The sequence below is a fragment of the Stenotrophomonas sp. 704A1 genome (assembly GCF_030549525.1).
In the GTDB taxonomy this organism is placed as follows: domain Bacteria; phylum Pseudomonadota; class Gammaproteobacteria; order Xanthomonadales; family Xanthomonadaceae; genus Stenotrophomonas; species Stenotrophomonas tuberculopleuritidis.
In genome coordinates this window covers 553,615-572,938 of sequence record NZ_CP130831.1, presented here as the reverse complement: position 1 = coordinate 572,938, position 19,324 = coordinate 553,615, and the positions used below count along the sequence as shown (strand labels likewise).

Below are 19,324 nucleotides of genomic sequence, written 5' to 3'. Positions count from 1 at the left end.
GAAAGACAACGCAGCCGGCCACACGGGGTGGCCGGCTGTGCGGTGTGGATCAGAAGCGGTAATCGAAGCCCAGCGTGAAGTAGCGGCCGCGCAGGTCGTACTGGCTGAAGTCGTACGGCGCGCGGATGCCCGGGAACGACGCGTCGTACGGCGGCGTCTTGTCGCCCAGGTTCTGTACCTTGGCGTACACGGTCAGGTTGTCGATCCCGCTGTAGGCCAGGTACAGGTCGAACTGGTTGTAGGCATCGACACGGTCCTGCACCGCCGTGGCGGCGGTGCTGGCCTTCTGGTCATAGCCGCTGGTGTAGTACCAGGTGACCGCAGCGGTGTAGTCGCTGTACTTCCAGTCCAGCGTGGTGGTGGCCTTGTTCTTCGGCAGGGTGGCACCGAGATTGCTGCCGGCGTAGTCCACCAGCGGGCCGCCGACCACGGTCGGACGGCGATAGTCGCGCACGTGGGTATAGGCCGACGACACGGTGAAGTCGCCGAAGGCGGTGGTCGGGATGCGCTGGCGCAGCTCGACGTCGATGCCCGAGGTCTTCAGCTCGCTCAGGTTCTGGTAACGGTTGAACACGGCCTGCAGCTTGCCGCGTTCATCGCGCTGCACCGCACCGGCCACGTTGTCGTTGACCAGGGTCTGGGTGTTGTTGGTACCGACCAGGTTGTCCAGCTGGATGCGGTAGTAGTCGATGCTGAGGTTGGTGTTCGCCCACGGCGACAGCACCACGCCGAAGTTCAGGCTCTTGGTGCGCTCCGGCTTCAGGTCGCTGTTGCCGACGGTGAAGAAGGTCGGGTTCTGCCGCGAGCCCGGCACGTCCGGATCACGCGGATCGACCACGCTGCCGTAGGCGATGCTGGTGCTGTTGGAGTTCTCCGACAGCGACGGCGCACGGAAGCCCTTCGAGGCCGAGGCGCGCACCAGCAGGAAATCCAGCGGCTGCCAGCGCAGGCCCAGCTTGGGTGAGAACGCGTCGCCGAAGTCATCGTAGTGGTCGGCACGCGCAGCGGCGGACAGTTCCAGGGTCGAGGCCAACGGCACGTTGACCTCGGCATACGCGGCGCTGACCTTGCGTTCGCCATGCACTTCGGCAATGGCCGGGCGCACCTGCAGGCCGGCGTCGATCTGCCACGGGTTGTTGGAATCCAGCTTCTCGCGGCGCCACTCGGCACCGGCGGCAAAACCGATGTCGCCGGCCCAGGTGCGGCCGAGGCTGCCGGAAATCTTCGCATCGATGCCCTGCAGCACCGATTCGGCCGGACGCAGGGTGGCGATGTTGATCGAATCGCGGACCGACTGCGGCGTGGCGGCCGGGTTCAGCAGGTTGTAGCTGCCACTGGCCAGCGCATCGGCCAGCGCCCAGCGGTTGGCGAAGCCACCCGACACGCTTTCGCGCTCGCTGCTGCGCGCGCCGAACGCGGCCACTTCCCAGTCCCACTTCTCGGTGTTGCCGCGCAGGCCGAACACACCGCGGTAGGCGGTGGAACGGTTGGTCTTGATGGTGCCGCCGAGGTCGAAGAAGGTGTATTCGATCGGCACCGCACGACCGTACGGGTTGTAGGGGTTGCTGGCCGGCAGGCTGGACGACACCGGCTCGGCCAGACCGGTCTGCGCGTTCAGTGCGAAGCGCCCGCTTTCCAGGGTGAAGAACGGGCTGCTGCCGAACCACGCCGCGCTCTTGATCTGGCTGTACAGCACTTCGCCGAAGGCTTCGACGTTGTCGCCGAGGCGGAAGGTGCCGTTGGCATAGGCCTGGTAGCGCTTGGTGGAGGGAATCAGCGTGGTGTACGGCGCCTGGTTGAAGCCGCAGGTATCGCCGGCCAGGCCATCGATCGGGGCGCTGGCCACTCGGGTGGTGCCGGTGGGGCAGTTGCCGTTGGCATCCAGCATCGGTACCGAGACGCCGTTGACCAGATAGCGCGCGCCCTTGGCCGACCAGCCGTTCCAGCGGCCGCCGGGCTGGTCGCTGTAGATGCCGCTCTTGGTCAGGTTGCGCTCGTCCTGGTCCAGGCGCTCGCGGTTGTAGCCCTGCAGGCTGAAGAGGATGTTGTAGCCATCCGTGTCCAGGTCACCGAGGCCGCCGACGAACTTCAGGTTCTGTTCGTGCAGGCCGCCCTGGTCGGCACCGCCGAAGCTGCCGCCGATCTCGGCGCCTTCGAAGCTCTGCCGGGTGATGATGTTGACCACGCCGGCCACCGCGTCGCTGCCGTACACCGCCGATGCGCCGTCCTTGAGGACTTCGATGCGCTCCACCGCGACCAGCGGCAGCGCGTTGAGATCGACGAAGGTGTCCGACAGGCCACCGGCCGGGAACCCGTAGTTGGCCAGGCGGCGGCCATTGAGCAGCACCAGCGTGTTCTTCTGCGACAGACCGCGCAGGCCGATGCCGGCCGAGCCCGAAGCCCAGCCATTGTTGGTGGTTTCGTTGCTGGCGTTGCCGGTGTTGGCCGAGATCGAGCGCAGCACGTCGGCGACCGTGGCCTTGCCGGTCTGCTCCAGCTGCTGGCGGGCGATCACCTGCACCGGATTGGAGGCCTCGGTGTCGGCACGTTTGATGTTGGAGCCGGTGACGCGCACGGCGGCCAGGGTGCTGGCCTCGCCACTGGCATCGGCGGAGGATTCGGCGGCGGCAGACAAAGGCGCGGCCAGAGCGGCGGCCAGGGCCGCCACGAGCAGGGTGTGCTGGGGCATGACGATGTGGGGAGGTAGTGGAAGGACGACGTAAGTTCCGCAGTAATCCATGCCTGACCGGGCCCCGGCCAATAACATCTCTTCATACGGATATAAGAGAAACTATCATCCTTCATCCGGATGGAAAGAATTTCTTCACACCTACGAAACAGCCGCCCGGCCAGAGGCGACAGTGCGGCGTACAATTGCCGCCATGGAAATCTTCAAAGTCTTCATGCTCGAGGCGGCGCATCGCCTCCCCAATGTGCCGCCGGGGCACAAGTGCGCGCGCCTGCACGGCCACTCGTTCCGGGTGGAGTTGAAGGTGGAGGGCGAGCCGGGCGCCCAGACCGGCTGGATCATGGACTTCGGCGACGTGAAGGCGGCCTTCCAGCCGATCTACGAGCGTCTGGACCATCACTATCTCAATGACATTCCCGGCCTGGAGAACCCGACCAGCGAGAACCTGGCAGTGTGGATCTGGAACGAGCTCAAGCCGGCCCTGCCCGCGCTGAGTGAGATTACGGTGCACGAAACCTGCACGTCCGGCTGCCGCTACCGCGGTCCCGCGGGCTGATCAAGCCCTTGATCTGAAAGCGTTTCATCAGGTGAGGATGGCACCCGGGTGATTTTTGTTGCATTGCCGCATGATCGGCGTATGCTGCATTGCATCAACCGCTTCCGACGCCGTCATGGCCGCAGCCTTCGCCGATCGCTTCAGTGATGCCACCCGCGGATTCGCGGCGGCAGCCACGCGTGCGAACCGGCTGGCGCTGGAGAATGCGGAAAGCATGTTTGGTGTGCAGTTGAAGGCCCTGGAGCGCTCGCTGACCGCCACCGGCGGCTGGCTGGGTGAACTGGCCCGCAGCGAGGATCCCGCCGCGCTGCTGCCCAAGGCCACGCAGCTGTGGCAGGACAACCTGCAGCGGCTGGGCCAGGCGCAGCAGGACGTGGCCGAGCTGGGCCTGCAGGCGGGCAAGGCCTGGTCGGACCTGGTGCAGGGCTACAACGAATCAACGGCGGACGCGGACGGCAACAGCCACTGACGCGACGCAACGCTCATTGCATGGGTCCCTCCCCCCGTGCAATCCGGACCCGGCAGATCCCTCCCTCTGCCGGGTCTTTTTTTATCTGGCGCCTGGATTGCCGAGCGCTTCGCCGTCTGGCTGCGCCACGAACGGGTGGGCCCCGCCGCTGCGCTCATCCTGCTGAACCTGAGGGTGGCACTACGCGCGCCGGCTGCGGGACAGCCGCCCGGCAGCGGCAACGCAAACCGCCTAGCTGGCCTCGGCATCGGCACGCGGCAGCGCGAACACGAACAGCGCGCCCTGCTCGCTGTCGCGCAGTTCGATGCGGCGCCCATGCAGCTGCACGATGCGCTGCACGATCAGCAGGCCCAGCCCGCCATTCTCGCCGCGCCGTGACCCCAGTGCCGCCGGCGCCTGGAACAACTGCGCGCGCAGCGCTGCGTCCACCCCCGGACCATCATCGGCCACGCTGACCTCGACGCTGTCTGCGGTGGCAGCCAGCCGCACCTGCACCTGGCCCCCGTCCGGCGCATGCCGCAGTGCATTGTCGAGCAGGTTGGTCAGCACCCGCTCGACCAGCCCCAGGTCAGCGCGGACCAGCGGCAGGCCCGGCGGGAAATCCGCGCGCAGGCGCTGACCGCGGGCCTGCGCGGACAGTTCGAATTTCTGCAGCACGTCCTGCAGCAGCTCCGGCAGCGCGAACACCTCCCACTCCAGCCGTACCTCGCCGTGTTCCAGCCGCGCCAGTTCGAACAGCGCGCGGGCCAGCCGGCCGACCTTGGCGCTCTGGGCCAGCGCAATGCCCAGGTAGCGACGGCGCTCGTCCGGCGACAGCGTGGCCTCTTTCAGTGCCAGCGTCTCCAGATAGCCATGCAGCGATGACAAGGGCGTGCGCAGGTCATGGGAGATGTTGGCCACCAGTTCGCGCCGCTGCAGGTCCTGCTGGCGCAGCTGCTGCCACTGCTCGCCGAGCCGCTGCGCCATCTGCGCGTGGGCGTGTTCCAGGATCTTCAGTTCGTCACGCTCGCCGGCGCGCAGCGGCGCCGGTGCCGGCAAGGGCGGCGGCGCATCGATGTCGAAGGCCTGGATGCGCCGGGTCAGCTGGCGCAGCGGCCGGGTCACCCAGTAGAACGCGACCAGGCCGGCCAGCAGGCCCAGCCCGCCCACCAGCAGTACCGACCACAGGGTGGTATGCCACTGGCTGCCAGCCGCCAGATCGTCGGCCAGCATCTGCCGGTGCTCTCCCACCAGCACCACATACACATACCCGGCCTGTCGCCCCTGCACGACCAGGGGAGCGACACTGAACACCTTGCGTCCCGCAGCGCTGCGCGGATCGTCGCCGAGAATCGGCAGCGGCGCGCCGGCCAGCAACTGCCGCAGCGGCGCAACGTCCACCCGGGTGCGCAGCAGGTGCCCGCTCGGTGCATCGTGGCCAAGAATGCGGCCCTGCTCGTCCAGCAGGTACACCTCGACGCTGGGGTTGACCGCCATCAGCTGCCCGAACAGCGCGCGCACCGCTGCATCGCGCATGCCGCTGGTGTCCATCAGCTCGCTGCGCTGGGCAATGTGCTCGGCCAGGCCCAGCGACAGCCGCTGCACCACTTCCTGCTCGTGGCGGGTGTTGGTGCGCATCTGCCAGGCCAGCAGTGCCATGCAGCAGGTCAGCATCAGCGCCGACATCACCAGCGCCAGTTTCTGCCACAGGTTGGGCGTGATCATGCGGCGGCCCCGGCCGGGTCGACCAGCTTGTACCCCCGCCCCCACACCGTCAGCAGCCGCCGCGGATTGGCCGGGTCGGCCTCGATCTTGCTGCGCAGCCGGTTGATGTGGGTATTGACCGTGTGCTCGTAGCCGTCGTGCTGGTAGCCCCATACCTGGTTGAGCAGTTCCATCCGCGCGAATACCTGGTCGGGATGGCGCGCGAAGAACAGCAGCAGTTCGAACTCGCGCGGGGTCAGCTCCAGCGCATTGCCATCAACCGACGCGGTGCGCGCGACCGGGTCCAGACGCAGCCCGCCCAGTTCGATTGCACCGGCATCGATGCGCGCGTTCTGCGCCATCGCCTCGGCACGACGCAGCAGTGCACGTACACGCGCCACCAGTTCGGGCATCGAGAAGGGTTTGGCCAGGTAGTCGTCGGCGCCCAGTTCGAGGCCGACGATGCGCTGGGTTTCGCTGCCGCGCGCACTGATGATGATGATCGGCACATAGCGCGCCATCGCACGCGCGCGCTGGCAGACCTGCAGACCGTCCACGCCGGGCAGCATCACATCCAGCACCAGCGCGTCCCATGGACCGTCCTGTTCGATCAGGCGCAGGCCGGCATCGCCGCTGGCGGCATGCGCGACCTCATAGCCTTCGTCACCCAGGTGCATGCGCAGCAGGTCGGCGATATGGGCGTCGTCTTCGACGATCAGGACACGTTTGCAGGACATCGGGCTGGCCAGTGGGGGCTCGGTTGCATTGTGGCGCGGGAACGGCGGCGATACCTCACGGAAAATTGAATCCTGCGTGAGGATTCGTTGACCGGCGCGGGCGCAGCATGGCCCCGTCGCCCCTTGCAGGAGTTCACCATGACCCTCACCCGCCGCCATCTGCTGGGCCTGGGTGGTCTTGCCACCGCCGCTGGCCTGTTCGGGCTGGCCGCGTGCAGCCGGGCTGCGCCGGCCGCCGCTGCAGGCGCTTCCACGCAGTTCGAGGTCCAGCACAGCGACGCCGACTGGCGCCGCCTGCTCACGCCGGCCCAGTACGCGGTGCTGCGCCAGCAGGCGACCGAGCGTCCGTGGAGCAGTCCGCTCAACAAGGAACACCGGCAGGGCACCTTCACCTGTGCCGGCTGTGCGCTGCCGCTGTTCTCCTCGTCCACCAAGTTCGAGAGCGGCACCGGCTGGCCCAGCTTCTGGGCGCCCCTGCACAACGCCGTCGGCGAGGATCGTGACACCAGCTTCGGCATGCTGCGGGTGGAAGCGCATTGCCGCCGCTGTGGCGGCCACCTGGGTCACGTGTTCAACGACGGCCCGCGCCCGACCGGCCTGCGCTACTGCATGAACGGTGCAGCCCTGCTGTTCCAGCCCGGCGCGGCGCAGCAGGACCCCGCCGGCGGCTGGCGCGTGCCGCTCGGTGCGACCCCCACTTCTGGAGCCTGATGATGCTGCTGTTGCTGCTGGCCTATCTTGGCGGTGTACTGACCCTGCTCAGCCCGTGCATCCTGCCGGTGCTGCCGTTCGTGTTCGCACGCGCTGACCGTCCGTTCGTGCGCAGCACCCTGCCGTTGCTGATCGGCATGGCGCTGACCTTCACCGTGGTCGCCAGCCTGGCCGCGGTCGGCAGCCAATGGGTGGCCCAGGCCAACCAGATCGGGCGCTGGGTGGCGCTGGTGCTGATGGCGGTGTTCGCGGTGGCGCTGTTGTGGCCGACCCTGGCCGACCACCTGCTGGCGCCCGTGCAACGCATCGGGGCACGACTGAGCGCGCGTGCCGATGCGGCTGACGCCGCCGGTCGCGGCGGCGCGTGGACCTCACTGCTGATCGGCATTGCCACCGGACTGCTGTGGGCACCGTGTGCCGGCCCGATCCTGGGCCTGGTGCTGACCGGCGCCGCGCTCAATGGGGCCAGCGTCGGCACCAGCGCGTTGCTGCTGGCCTATGCGCTGGGTGCGATCACCGCGCTGGCGCTGGCGGTCTGGGTCGGCGGGCGCGTGTTCCGTGCCCTGCAGGCGCGACTGGGCCTGGGGAACGTGGTGCGCCGCGTACTCGGCGTCGCGGCCCTGCTGGCGGTGGTGGCGATCGGTCTGGGCTGGGATACCGGGCTGCTGACCCGCCTGTCCGCGGTCAGCACCGCACGCATCGAGCAGGGTCTGCTGGACGCGGTGCCGGGCGCACAGCCGGCCGCACCGCCGATGATGATGATGGCCGGTGCGACTGCCGGTGCCGATGCACCGCTGCCGATGGAAGGCACGCTGCCTGCACTGGACGGCGCCACCGGCTGGCTGAACAGCCCGCCGCTGAGCCGCGAACAGCTGCGTGGCAAGGTGGTGCTGATCGACTTCTGGACCTACTCCTGCATCAACTGCCTGCGGGCGATGCCGTTCGTGCACGAGTGGGCGCAGCGCTACCGCGACCATGGGCTGGTGGTGATCGGCGTGCACACGCCGGAGTTCGCCTTCGAACGCGACCCGCGCAACGTGATGAAGGCGGTGCAGCAGCTGAAGGTCACGTACCCGGTGGCGCTCGACAACCAGTACGCGATCTGGCGTGCTTTCAACAACCGCTACTGGCCGGCGCACTACTTCGTCGATGCCGAGGGCAACATCCGCGGCCATCAGTTCGGCGAGGGCAACTACGCCCACTCCGAACAGGTGATCCGGCGGCTGCTGACCGAGGCCGGGCAGACCGCGCTGCCGCCGCCGGCCGACCCCGCCGCCGGCGATCTGCAGGGCGTGGCCACGCAGGCGGACATGGGCAACCTGCGCTCGCCGGAAACCTACCTGGGCCATGCCCGCGCCGAACAGTTCGCCTCGCCCGGCGGCCAGCGCAGCGATGCCGCGTTCGACTACACCCTGCCGGCCACGCTGGCGCTGAACCAGTGGGGCCTGCAGGGACGCTGGGCGATCAGCGATGAAGCCGCACAACTGCAGCAGCCGGGCGGCCGCATCGGCTTCCAGTTCCATGCCCGCGACCTGCACCTGGTGCTGGCACCGGCGTCGGCCGGCACCCCGGTGCGCTTCCGCGTGTGGCTGGACGGCAAGCCGCTGCCCGCCGCCGATGCCGGCAGCGACGTGGGCGCCGACGGCAGCGGCACGGTCAGCGAGCACCGGCTCTACCAGCTGATCCGCCAGCGCGGCGCCGTCGGGCCGCACCGCTTCGAGATCGAGTTCCTCGATGCGGGCGTGCAGGCCTATGCCTTCACCTTCGGTTGAACCAGGAGGACATGATGAAACTCTCATTCGAACAAGGTGTTGCCGCTGGCGTCGCTGCGCTGGTGGCCACCGCGCTGATCGCTGGCGTGTTGCTGGTCGACCACGGCGCGATGGCGGCGCCTGCCGAGGCCAGCGCGCAGCAGCAGGCGCTGCCCGCACCCAGCGGCGACGCCGCGTTCGGCGATGACGCCACGCACGCCAGCGTGGTGTTTGCCGGCGGCTGCTTCTGGGGCGTGCAGGGTGTGTTCCAGCACGTCAAAGGGGTCAGCAACGCGGTGTCCGGCTACGTGGGCGGCAGCGCCGCCGACGCCCGTTACGAGCGCGTTGCCAGCGGCCGTACCGGCCATGCCGAAGCAGTCAAGGTGGACTACGACCCGCGCCAGGTGAGCTACGGGCAATTGATGCAGGTGTTCTTCTCGGTGGTGCACGACCCGACCCAGCTCAACCGCCAGGGCCCCGACCACGGCAGCCAGTACCGGTCGGCGATCTTCAGCGACGACCCGCGCCAGCAGGCAGCCAGCCGCGCGTACATCGAGCAGCTGCGCCAGGCCGGCAGCTACCGGGCACCGATCGTGACCCAGGTGGCCAGCGGCCAGCGCTTCTACCCGGCCGAAAGCTACCACCAGAACTACATGGCCAACTACCCGCAGGCAGCCTACATCCGCTACTACGACGCACCGAAGCTGGCGGCACTGGGCCGGCAGTTCCCGGCGCTCTACCGGCGCGATGCGGCGCTGGTGCCGATGCGCTGAACCGGTCGGGTAGCGCCGGGCCATGCCCGGCGGGCCCATGCAAAAAAAGACGCACGGCCACTGGGCCGTGCGCATGGGAAGTATCGATACGGCCCCGATCAGGTCCGCCCGACAGACCCATGCTAGGCTCGCCAGCATCATGGGTACAGCATCAGGCGCGGGCCAGTTCGATGGATACAGAAGACAGCACCTCGATGATTCCTCCCCGCTACCAGCGGCTGTCCGATGAGCTGGCTGAAGCCATCCATGGCGGGCGCCTTCCAGTCGGCAGCCGCCTGCCCTCGCTGCGGCAGATGGCCTCGCAGCGGCAGCTCAGCCTGAACACCGTGATCGCGGCGTATCGCCAGCTGGAAGACGCCGGCCTGGTCATTCCACGGCCCAAGGCCGGGTTCGAAGTCGCGCCGCGACTGTCGGCCCCGCAGCGGTCGCTGCGCGATGCACCGTCGGCGCCCACCGCGCCGCTGCAGCAGGCCCTGATGGCACGCGTGCTGGAAGCGCAGCGGCGCCCGGGGGTCATCGACCTGGCCTTTGCCGGGCCGCGCGGACGCCAGTTCTATCCTGGTGCGCAGCTGGCCCGGCACACCGCACAGGTGTTGCGGCATGGCCTGCAGACGGTGGAAACCTATGCGCGCCCGAACGGCTCGCCACGCCTGCTGGCGCAGATCGTGCGGCGCGGCCCACGGCTGGGCCTGCACACCCACGCCGATCGGCTGCTGCTGACCCACGGCGCCATGGAGGCGCTGCAGCTGGCACTGCGTGCGGTGACCCGGCCCGGTGATGCGGTCGGCATTGAAGCGCCCTCGTACTTCAACCTGTATCCCTTGCTGAGTACCCTCGGCCTGCAACCGATCGAGCTGCCCACCCACCCGCAGCACGGTCTGGACGTGGATGCGCTGGACGCGCTGCTGGAGCACACGCCGCTGGCCGCGCTGGTGGTGATGCCGACCGTGCACAACCCGCTGGGCTGCACCATGCCGGTCGACGCCAAGCGACGGCTGGCCGAGCTGGTCAACGCGCGCCAGCTGCCGCTCATCGAAGATGCGGTGTATGCCGAGCTGCAGTTCAGTGAACCGCCGGCACCTTTGCTGAAAGCCTTCGACCGCGATGGCTGGGTGATGGTGGTGGGCGGTTTCTCCAAGACCCTGGCGCCGGACTACCGGATCGGCTGGCTCGATGGCGGCCGCTTCGCCGAGCGCATCGCCCTGCTCAAGTTCCAGTCCACCGGTGGCGAGCCGCAGCTGCTCGGCGATGCGGTCGCCGCCTATCTGGAAGCGGGCAGCTACGAACACCACCTGCATCGGATGCGCCGGCTGTACCGCGAGCAGGTCGGCCGCCTGCGCCAGCTGGTGGCCGAGCATTTCCCGGCGGGAACCTGCGCGACCGAGCCGCAGGGCGGCTTCCTGCTGTGGCTCGAGCTGCCGGGCGTGGATACCCGCGAGCTGTTCGAGCGGGCCCTGCAGGAGGACATCGTGTTCATGCCTGGGCAGGTGTATTCGCGCGGCGCGCGTTACCGGCACTGCCTGCGGCTGTCGTGCTGCCAGGCCCTGGACGCGCGCTTCGTCAGCGCGGTGGAGCGCCTGGGCGCGATCGCGCGGGAACTGGCAGCGCGCTGATGGAGCGGCAGTGCCGGGCCCTGCCTGTGGGCTTCCCCGGGCGCCGCGCTGCGCGCTCGCCGGGCATGGCCCGGCGCAACCATCACGTGCTGTGCAGATGCGCGCCCAGCGCTTCGCCCCTGGCACCCGGCAGATGCGGCAGCCGGCCCCAGCACGGCATCGGCAGGCGCTGCTGCAGCGTGGCGAAGTTCTCATCCTGGCGCTGCATCGCCGGATCGACGTGGTTGCCGATCCACCCCGCGCAGGCCACGCCAGCGGCCTGCAGTGCCTGCAGGGTCAGCCGGGCGTGGTTGACGCAGCCCAGCCGCATGCCGACCACCAGCACCACCGGCAGCCGCAGGGCGCGCACCAGGTCGAGCTGATCCAGCTGCGCCGACAGTGGCGCCAGCCATCCTCCAACGCCTTCCACCACCACCACATCGGCCTGCGCCCGCAGGCGCTCGAACGCAGCCACGATTGGTGCCAGCTCGATGCGTACGCCATCCTCGGCGGCGGCCAGTTCAGGCGCCAGCGGCTGCCGCAGCGCGTAGGGGTTGAGGTCGGCATAGTCCGGCACCGGCCAGCTGGCCGCCTGCAGCGCCAGGGCATCCTCGTTGCGCAGGCCCTGGCCCAGATCCTGGCTGCCGCTGGCCACCGGCTTCATGCCCACCGCACGCAGACCACGGTGCCGCAGCGCATGCAGCAGGGCGGTGCTGGCGGCGGTCTTGCCGATCTCGGTATCGGTGCCCGTGACGAACAGGGCAGGCGGCAGCGTGGCAGGCAAGGACATCGACGGCTCCAGCGGATGGCGGGGCTGCATTATCGCCGGCCCCACGTGCTTGCTAGACTGCGGTCATGTTCGCCAATGCCTCGCTCACCGGCAGCAAGCCGGAACAATACGCCCAGCTGCTGGAACAGGCCCGTGGCCTGGTCTACGACGAGTCCGACCGCATCGCCAATGCGGCCAACCTCTCGGCGCTGGTCTACCACGCCCTGCCCGACCTGAACTGGGTGGGCTTCTACCTCTATGACGGCAAGGAGCTGGTGGTCGGCCCGTTCCAGGGCCTGCCGGCCTGCGTGCGCATTCCGCTGGACAAGGGCGTGTGCGGTGCCGCGGCCAGCCAGCGGGTCACCCAGCGCATCGACGATGTGGATGCGTTCCCGGGCCACATCGCCTGTGATTCGGCCTCGCGCTCGGAGCTGGTGGTACCGCTGGTCCGCGGTGATGAACTGATCGGCGTGTTCGACATCGACAGCCCCCGGATCGGCCGCTTCGATGCCGACGACCAGGCAGGTCTGGAAGCGATTGCCCGTGTGTTCGTCGAGGCCCTGGGATGAGCGCGGCCAAGCTGCGCAACATCGGGCCCAAGAGTGCGGCGTGGCTGCGTCAGGTGGGCCTGCGCAGCCGCGAGGATCTGGTCGCCACCGGGGCGGTCGGCGCATTCGTCAAGGTCAAGCGCGCCGGCTTCAAGCCCAGCCTGAACCTGCTGTACTCGCTGGAAGGCGCGCTGCTGGACTGCCATTGGCAGGAACTCAGCGAGCCCCAGCGCGAGGCGCTCGTGCAGGACTACGAAGCGCGCATCGCCGCACACCCGCTGAAAGCCGCCGGCCCGGCATCGGGCCCGGTGCATGAGCAGCGCTTCGACGCCGACGATGACGCCGAAGACAGCGCGCCCGGGTACGCCGACGAGGACTGATGCACGGCCCGGCGCCACACAGGGCGCACCGGACCGGTAGCGCCGGGCCACGCCCGGCGAGTGCACTCACGGCTGCTGCAGTTCCAGCAGTTCACCGACCAGCCCGACGTCAGCGCGTTCCAGCCGGACGCGCAGACGCGTGCCGTGGTCGATACGCAGCGCCCAGCACAACGACATCGGCAGGCCACACACCTGCGACAGCACCATGCGCAACGGGCCGCCGTGGCTGACCACCACCGTCGGCGGTGGATCATCGTCATCCAGCAGGCGATCCAGCGCGCGCGCGATGCGCCGTTCGAAGTGGCCCCAGCTTTCGCCGTTGGGCGGCGGGAACGAATGCGGATCGGCATGGAAGGCGGCCAGCGCGTCCTCCGGCAGATCGAACAGCGACTGCCCGTCCCAATCGCCGAAATCCAGTTCCTCCCACTCCTCGTCCGACTCCACGTCCAGCCCGCGCGGGGTGGCCAAGGCCATTGCCGTATGCAGGGAACGCAGGCGTGGCGAACTGATCACCCGTTCCCAGTGCTGGCCGGCGTAGGCCTCGACCAGCTCCTGTGGCAGGCGGGCCAGCTGGGGGGGATCGCTGCGGCCATCGAGGAATTCATCACGACCGTTGCCGGCATGACGGACCAGGTCGAGGATCATGGCGCGGGAACCGCGCGCATGGGGCGGCCCCGGGGCGGGCACGCGCAGCGCGTGGGACAGGTCGACGATTGCAGCAACATCATGGGCACGACTCACTTCCAGACAGCATCCCCGCAGCGGGGCGCACCATTCTAGCGTGGCCCACTCTCCGCCGGTCCGGAACGAAGGCCTGCGCGAGGCACGGACAATGACGCCATCATGCGCTTGCCCAGCCGTATCATCGGCGCTTCAACGCAGCGGTGCCCCAGCGCGGCCAGCGGCAGCGACACCGCCAGGACCACTGCGGCACATACCAGATAACCGGCTGTTCCCTCACCGGTCACGCCGAGTACGCGGCCGAACACCGGCCCCAGCACGGCAATCACGATCGGATGACCGAGGTAGAGCGAATAGCTCACCGTGCCCAGCCAGGCCGTCGTGCGATTGACCAGCCAGCGTGGGGGGCATTGCGAGCAGCCGAGCAACAGCGCCAGATAGCCCAGGCCGGTCAGCTGCCATTGACCGGCGCCGCTCCATCCACCCACGATCCCCGTCACGACCAGCAGCAGTATCAGCGCGCCGGTGATGTTCAACGCCATCCCCCACCGCCGCGCCGGCGCCGGCGCCAACCGCGAAAGTGCGCTGTGCATGTGGAAGGCCACCAGGCCCATCGCAAACACCGGCCCGTGCCTCAGCCAGCCATACCCCCCCAGCGATGCGGCTGCGCGTGCGCCCAGCCAGCCGTTGCCTGCCAACGCTGCCAGACCCAGCAGGCACAACAGCAGGATCCACGCTCTCCGGCCGTTGTTCACCAGCAGGATCAGCGCGGGGAAGATGGCATAGAACAGCATTTCCACGCCCACCGCCCAGCTGGCCCAGACGATGCCCTGCTCCCAGCCGGGGAACAGATTGAAGGTAAAGGTGGCATTGGCGACGATCTCGGCCCAGGGATGACCGGCATGACTGCCCCGGCCATCCCTGAAAACAGAGAATGCCAGCAGGACGTAGAACAGCGGAGCGATGCGCAGGAACCGGTGCAGATAGAAACTCAGCAACGGCCGACCGCTGGCCTGGTGGCGAGGGAGGGTGTAGCACAGCGAGAACGCGCTGATCACGAAGAACAGGGCGACGCCGGTGGCCCCCAGCTGCAGTATCGGCAACAACCAGCCCGCCACGGGCAGCGCCGGCGCCGGCATCGACTGTACGTGGAACAACACGACATACACGGCAGCCAAGCCCCGAAGTGAATCGAGGAACTGCAGGCGGTCCTTTGCAACCATCATCCAATTTCCAACGGGCGAGCAGGTGACCACCTCACTCTACCAGCTGGTGATGCCGTAGACTGCGCGCACTTCCAGGTGACCTGCGGCCCTGCCGGCAGGTTGAAACGGGAAGCCGGTGACGCGTGGCAACACGCCATGCCGGCGCTGCCCCCGCAACGGTAAGCACGTCAGTTCCAGGCAACCCGCCACTGTGCCGCAGGCATGGGAAGGCGCCTGGACGGTGGCCTCGCGCCACCTGGCGGCGAGCCCGGAGACCGGCCCGGAAGCCTCAGGTCGCGATGCGGTGGGCATGGCGCTGGACGCGCATGGCGATCGCCGTCGCGTCGGCGCTTGCCTGTCCCTGCGACTCCTCCCCTTCGCCGCGCGGGCGTGCGCGGCACCTGGAGTCCCCCCGATGAAGCTGCAGATTTCCGTGTTGTCACTGGCCATGCTGGCCGCCCTGCCCGCGCTGGCCCGCGCCGATGCAGGCACCGCCGACCTGGACCAGGTGCTGGTCACCGCCACCCGCACCCCCATCGCCCTGCAGGACAGCATCGCGCCGGCACAGGTGATCGACCGCGCCCAGATCGAATCCAGCCAGGCGACCTCGCTGCAGGAACTGCTGCAGGGCCGTGCCGGCATCAACCTGACCAACGCCGGCGGCCTGGGCAAGCAGAGCTCGCTGTTCCTGCGCGGCACCAATTCCTCGCACACCGTGGTACTGGTGGATGGCGTGCGCATCAACAGCGCCGACCTCGGCCTGGCGATGTACCAGGACCTGCCGCTGGCGCAGATCGAGCGCGTGGAAATCGTGCGCGGCCCCCAGTCCAGCCTGTACGGCGCCGATGCCATCGGCGGCGTGATCCAGATCTTCACCCGCCGCAACCAGGGCGACTTCGCACCGCACTTCCAGCTCGGTGGCGGCAGCAACGGCCTGCGTGAAGCCAGTGGCGGCATCGGTGGCGGCACCGAGCGCGGCTGGTTCGGCGCCGACATTGCCTACCAGCACTCGGATGGCATCGACGCCTGCCGGGGCTCGGCCACGCTGTTCGCCGGCTGCTTCGCCGATGAGCCCGACCGCGATGGCTATCGCAACGTGTCCAAGAGCCTGCGCGGCGGCTACACCTTCAGCCCGCAGTGGAGCGTGGAAGGCAGCGCGCTGCGCGCCGATGGCGAGAACCACTACGACGGCTACTACAACTACTCCGAAACGCGCCAGCAGGTGCTGGCCGGCAAGCTGCGCTACACCCCGTCCGAACGGCTGGCGCTGACCGCCAATGTCGGCCGCAGCGACAACGAATCGGACAATCGCGGTGATTTCGACGCGCACGGCAGCGCACAGACGCACCGCGACAGTGCATCGCTGCAGGCCGACATCGGCGTGGCCGACGGCCAGCTGCTGAGCGCCGGCGTCGACTGGAGCGAGGACAACCTGGATGGCAGCAGCGCAGGCTATCTGGTCGAAAGCCGCCGCAACACCGGTGTGTTCATGCAGTACCAGGCCCGCTTCGGCCGCCACCAGCTGCAGGCCAGTGCGCGCAATGACGACAATGCGCAGTTCGGCAATCACGCCACCGGCAGCCTCGGCTGGGCGATGGCGCTGGTTCATGGCCTGCGCATCAACGCCAGCTATGGCACCGCCTTCAAGGCACCGACCTTCAGCGACCTGTACGACCCGTGGAGTGGCGTGCCGACGCTGGACCCGGAGACCTCGAAGAGCGCCAACATCGGCATCTCGCAGCAGGGCCAGGGCTGGCATTGGGGCCTGGACCTGTATGAAACCCGCATCGATGACCTGATCACCTATGACGCCGCAACCTTCAGGATGCAGCAGATCGAGAAGGCACGGATCCGCGGCGCCGAACTGACCGGTGGCGTCGTGCTGGCCGGCTTCGATGTCAACGCCCAGCTGAGCTACACCGACCCGCGCAACCGCACCCGTGGCAGCACGCAGTTCGACAACTGGCTGCCGCGCCGTGCACAGCAGACCGCGCGCCTGGACGTGGACCGCCGCTTCGGCGACTTCCGCGCTGGGCTGACCGTGCAGGGCGCCGGCAAGCGCTACGACGATGCCGCCAATGCGGTGAAGCTGGCCGGCTACGGCACGCTGGACCTGCGCGCGGAATACGCGCTGACGCCGTCGTGGTCGGTACTGGCACGCGCGGCCAATGTGTTCGACCGCCGCTACGAAACCGTGGCGTGGTTCAACCAGCCCGGTCGCGAGTATCAGCTGAGCGTGCGTTACCAGCCGAAATAGCAGAACACGCCATCGACGCATGGCGTCGATCGACAGGATCGGTAGCGCCGGGCCATGCCCGGCGAGCGCTTCACGGTGTCCGAATGTCGGCAGCCAACCCCGGCAGTTCGCGCAGATCGTCGATCACCGCCACCGCCTTCGCGTTGTCCAGGTCCAGGCCACGTGGATAGCCATAACGCACCAGTGCGATCGGCATGCCGGCATCGTCGGCCGCACGGTAGTCGGTCAGCGAATCGCCGACCATCAGGCACTGCGCCACGGGCAGGCCGAAGTGGGCCGCGATATGCCGCAGCGGCTCCCCACTGGGCTTGCGCTGCGGCAGCGAATCCCCCCCCAGCACCAGCGCGAACGCATCACCGATACCCAGGTGCTGCAGCAACGGCGGCACCAGCGCTGCGGGCTTGTTGGTGCAGATGGCCAGCGGCACATGGCGTGCCCGCAGCTGCGCCAGTGCGTCGGTCACGCCATCGAACAGGCGCGGGCTGCGCAGCAGGCATTCGCGGTAATGCAGCATGAAGCCCGGCATCACCGTCGCCAGATCGACCTCGCGGCCGGCAGCGTGCAGCGCCTGTTCGACCAGGCGCCGCACACCGTCGCCGATCCAGTCCAGCACGGTGGCCTCGGGTACCCGAGCCACGCCGATGTCCTCCAGCGTGCGGTTCAACGCTTCGGCGATATCCGATGCGCTGTCGACCAGCGTGCCATCGAGATCGAACACGACCAACGGATAGGGATACGACATGGGACGGCACCTGTACGACGTGGGGCCGTCCATTGTACGCGGCAGCGTCAGCCGACCCGGCGTGCGCGGGTCGCCAGGAACGTGGGCAGGAAGCGGTCGATCAGGAAGCGCGGCTGCGGCTGCCAGTCTTCCATGAAGCGATCGATCACGAACCCTGCATCGAGCTGGCCGCCGAGCAGTTCAGCCAGGCTGTGGCCGAAGGTGAGTGCTTCGCCACGGGCCAGCTTGGCCTCGCGTGCAGCCGGCTCCAGGTCTTCCAGGTCCGAATACGGAATGGCGTACTGCGGCCGCATCAGGCCCTGCTCGCTCAGCTGCGGATCACGCGCGGCAACGAACACCACCGGATTGTAGAAGCTGGCCATCAGCAGGCCATCGCGTGCCAGCACGCGGTGGCATTCGGCCCACACCGGGCGGACATCGGGCACGTACAGATTCGAGATGGGATGGAACACCACGTCGAAACTGCCGTTGGCAAAGACACGCAGATCGCGCATGTCGCCCTGCACCGTGCGCAGGGACAGGCCATCGCGATCGGCCACGGCGCGATCCTGCGCCAACTGCCCGTCGGAAAGGTCGAACACCGTCACCTCGGCCCCTGCGGCAGCAAGCACCGGTGCCTGCTGGCCACCGGCCGAGGCCAGGCACAGGATGCGGCGGCCACGCACGTCGCCCAGCCAGTCCAGCGGCAGCGCGCGCGGGGTCAGGTGCACCTGCCAGCGCCCGTCGCGTGCGGCGGCGATCGTTTCTGCATCCACCGGTCGCGACCATTCCCGCACCTCGCTCGCCTGGCGGTCCCAGGCGGCGCGGTTGTGGTCGATGAAAGCCTGTCCATGGTTCATGCGTTCTCCTTGCCCGGGGGGCGCCAGTCCAGATCCTGGAACGCCGGGCTGGCAAAGCACTCGGCAAGGAACTCCAGGAATCGCCGCATGATAGCGGGCTGCTGTCGGCGCGAGGCGTACACCGCATGAATGCCCAGCTCGTCCAGGCTGTACGCGGGCAGCAGCTGGGTCAGCTCGCCACTGCGCAGCAGCGGCGCTACCTGGTAGGTCGGCAGCATGGCGATGCCGGCACCGGCACGTACCGCCTCCAGCAGCAACGAGGCTTCATTGGCACTGATGTTGCCGCCCACCGCCACCGACAGCGCGCGCCCATCGCGGTGCAGCTGCCACAGGCTCTTGCCCACGTAGTGGTGGGTCAGGCAGTTGTGTGCGGCCAGGTGCTCCGGCGCGGTGGGCGTGCCGCGCGCCTGCAGGTAGGCCGGCGTGGCGCACAGCACCGAGCGGCAGGTCGCCAGCCGCCGGGCGATCAGGCTGGGATCGATCTGGCGCGCGATGCGCACGGCCAGGTCGACCCGTTCTTCCACCAGGTTCACCGTGCGGTCGACCAGCAGCAGCTCGATGCGTGCGGCCGGATGACGCTTGACGAACGCGGCCACGGCCCGTGCCAGGTGACTCTGCCCGAACGACACGCTGGCGGTGACCCGCAGCGTGCCGTGCGGTTCCGGGTTGTCGCTGGCCAGCTCGCCCTGCAGCGCTTCGCCAATCGCCAGCATCTGCCGGAAGCGCGCCAGCGCGGCTTCCCCCGCCCCGGTCAGGCTGGTGCGGCGCGTGGTCCGGTGCAACAGGCGCGCGCCCAGCCACCCTTCGACCTCGGCCAGGTAGCGGCTGACCATCGCCCGTGACATGTCCAGCACGTCGGCGGCCGCGGTCAGGCTGCCGCGCTCGGCGACCTCGACGAACACGGTCATGGCGGTCAATCGGTCCATATGCTCGATCCATGCA

Annotated in this window: 18 protein-coding genes and 1 riboswitch; of the genes, 9 read left to right on the top strand and 9 right to left on the bottom strand. The window is 68.6% G+C overall.

The window, feature by feature from the left end:
- Positions 1–49: 49 nt before the first annotated feature.
- Complete coding sequence (locus Q5Z10_RS02630; protein ID WP_303637802.1) at positions 50–2,689, bottom strand: TonB-dependent receptor; 2,640 nt, start codon at positions 2,687–2,689, stop codon at positions 50–52.
- Positions 2,690–2,882: 193 nt separating this feature from the next.
- Here Q5Z10_RS02630 and queD point away from each other — a divergent pair, with 193 nt between their 5' ends.
- Positions 2,883–3,245 (top strand): 6-carboxytetrahydropterin synthase QueD, encoded by a 363-nt coding sequence (gene queD / locus Q5Z10_RS02625; RefSeq protein ID WP_303637801.1) that lies wholly within the window; start codon positions 2,883–2,885, stop codon positions 3,243–3,245.
- Positions 3,246–3,360: 115 nt separating this feature from the next.
- Entirely contained in the window at positions 3,361–3,714 is a 354-nt protein-coding gene (locus Q5Z10_RS02620; protein WP_303637800.1) for a phasin family protein, read from the top strand.
- Positions 3,715–3,945: 231 nt separating this feature from the next.
- Here Q5Z10_RS02620 and Q5Z10_RS02615 read toward each other — a convergent pair whose 3' ends face one another.
- On the bottom strand, positions 3,946–5,418 hold the full coding sequence (locus tag Q5Z10_RS02615; RefSeq protein ID WP_303637799.1) for a sensor histidine kinase: 1,473 nt from the start codon (positions 5,416–5,418) through the stop codon (positions 3,946–3,948).
- A complete protein-coding gene (locus tag Q5Z10_RS02610; protein ID WP_303637798.1) occupies positions 5,415–6,134 on the bottom strand; it encodes a response regulator transcription factor in 720 nt (239 codons plus the stop codon). The genes Q5Z10_RS02615 and Q5Z10_RS02610 overlap by 4 nt, the downstream gene beginning before the upstream one ends.
- Before the next feature lie 138 nt (positions 6,135–6,272).
- Between Q5Z10_RS02610 and msrB the strand changes: the two genes are divergently transcribed.
- The 4 genes from msrB to Q5Z10_RS02590 all read left to right on the top strand — a co-directional run bounded on the left by msrB (position 6,273) and on the right by Q5Z10_RS02590 (position 10,982).
- Positions 6,273–6,845 carry a peptide-methionine (R)-S-oxide reductase MsrB gene (msrB, locus tag Q5Z10_RS02605; protein ID WP_303637797.1) on the top strand — a complete coding sequence of 191 codons (573 nt, stop codon included), beginning with the start codon at positions 6,273–6,275 and terminating at the stop codon, positions 6,843–6,845.
- A 2-nt stretch (positions 6,846–6,847) separates the two neighbouring features.
- On the top strand, positions 6,848–8,617 hold the full coding sequence (locus tag Q5Z10_RS02600) for a cytochrome c biogenesis protein DipZ (RefSeq protein WP_303637796.1): 1,770 nt from the start codon (positions 6,848–6,850) through the stop codon (positions 8,615–8,617).
- A gap of 14 nt (positions 8,618–8,631) precedes the next feature.
- Positions 8,632–9,369 (top strand): peptide-methionine (S)-S-oxide reductase MsrA, encoded by a 738-nt coding sequence (gene msrA / locus Q5Z10_RS02595; protein ID WP_303637795.1) that lies wholly within the window; start codon positions 8,632–8,634, stop codon positions 9,367–9,369.
- Positions 9,370–9,539: 170 nt separating this feature from the next.
- The gene (locus tag Q5Z10_RS02590) at positions 9,540–10,982 is read left to right on the top strand and encodes an aminotransferase-like domain-containing protein (protein WP_303637794.1); all 1,443 of its coding nucleotides are present in this window, start codon (positions 9,540–9,542) and stop codon (positions 10,980–10,982) included.
- Between the two features lie 82 nt (positions 10,983–11,064).
- On the opposite strand, the gene bioD is transcribed toward Q5Z10_RS02590, so the two are convergent.
- Positions 11,065–11,751, bottom strand: a complete 687-nt coding sequence (gene bioD / locus Q5Z10_RS02585; protein ID WP_303637793.1) for a dethiobiotin synthase — start codon at positions 11,749–11,751, stop codon at positions 11,065–11,067.
- Between the two features lie 65 nt (positions 11,752–11,816).
- On the opposite strand from bioD, the gene msrC reads away from it, so the two are divergent.
- Positions 11,817–12,299, top strand: coding sequence for a free L-methionine (R)-S-oxide reductase MsrC (gene msrC, locus Q5Z10_RS02580; RefSeq protein ID WP_303637792.1), 483 nt, complete (start codon positions 11,817–11,819; stop codon positions 12,297–12,299).
- Complete coding sequence (locus Q5Z10_RS02575; protein ID WP_303637791.1) at positions 12,296–12,658, top strand: TfoX/Sxy family protein; 363 nt, start codon at positions 12,296–12,298, stop codon at positions 12,656–12,658. Before msrC ends, Q5Z10_RS02575 begins: the two co-directional genes overlap by 4 nt.
- Positions 12,659–12,724: 66 nt before the next feature.
- Here Q5Z10_RS02575 and Q5Z10_RS02570 read toward each other — a convergent pair whose 3' ends face one another.
- Both Q5Z10_RS02570 and Q5Z10_RS02565 read right to left on the bottom strand, forming a co-directional pair.
- Complete coding sequence (locus tag Q5Z10_RS02570; RefSeq protein ID WP_303639127.1) at positions 12,725–13,303, bottom strand: histidine phosphatase family protein; 579 nt, start codon at positions 13,301–13,303, stop codon at positions 12,725–12,727.
- Between the two features lie 131 nt (positions 13,304–13,434).
- Positions 13,435–14,595, bottom strand: a complete 1,161-nt coding sequence (locus Q5Z10_RS02565) for an acyltransferase family protein (protein ID WP_303637790.1) — start codon at positions 14,593–14,595, stop codon at positions 13,435–13,437.
- A gap of 26 nt (positions 14,596–14,621) precedes the next feature.
- Positions 14,622–14,842, top strand: a riboswitch (cobalamin riboswitch).
- Positions 14,843–14,959: 117 nt separating this feature from the next.
- Here Q5Z10_RS02565 and btuB point away from each other — a divergent pair.
- The gene (gene btuB, locus Q5Z10_RS02560; protein ID WP_303637789.1) at positions 14,960–16,801 is read left to right on the top strand and encodes a TonB-dependent vitamin B12 receptor; all 1,842 of its coding nucleotides are present in this window, start codon (positions 14,960–14,962) and stop codon (positions 16,799–16,801) included.
- Positions 16,802–16,871: 70 nt separating this feature from the next.
- Here btuB and gph read toward each other — a convergent pair whose 3' ends face one another.
- From gph to Q5Z10_RS02545, 3 genes are read right to left on the bottom strand one after another with little or no spacing between them, the layout of a single operon-like run.
- Positions 16,872–17,543, bottom strand: a complete 672-nt coding sequence (gph, locus tag Q5Z10_RS02555) for a phosphoglycolate phosphatase (RefSeq protein ID WP_303637788.1) — start codon at positions 17,541–17,543, stop codon at positions 16,872–16,874.
- A gap of 47 nt (positions 17,544–17,590) precedes the next feature.
- Positions 17,591–18,382 (bottom strand): class I SAM-dependent methyltransferase, encoded by a 792-nt coding sequence (locus Q5Z10_RS02550; protein ID WP_303637787.1) that lies wholly within the window; start codon positions 18,380–18,382, stop codon positions 17,591–17,593.
- A complete protein-coding gene (locus Q5Z10_RS02545; protein WP_303637786.1) occupies positions 18,379–19,308 on the bottom strand; it encodes a LysR family transcriptional regulator in 930 nt (309 codons plus the stop codon). The genes Q5Z10_RS02550 and Q5Z10_RS02545 overlap by 4 nt, the downstream gene beginning before the upstream one ends.
- Positions 19,309–19,324 lie beyond the last annotated feature (16 nt).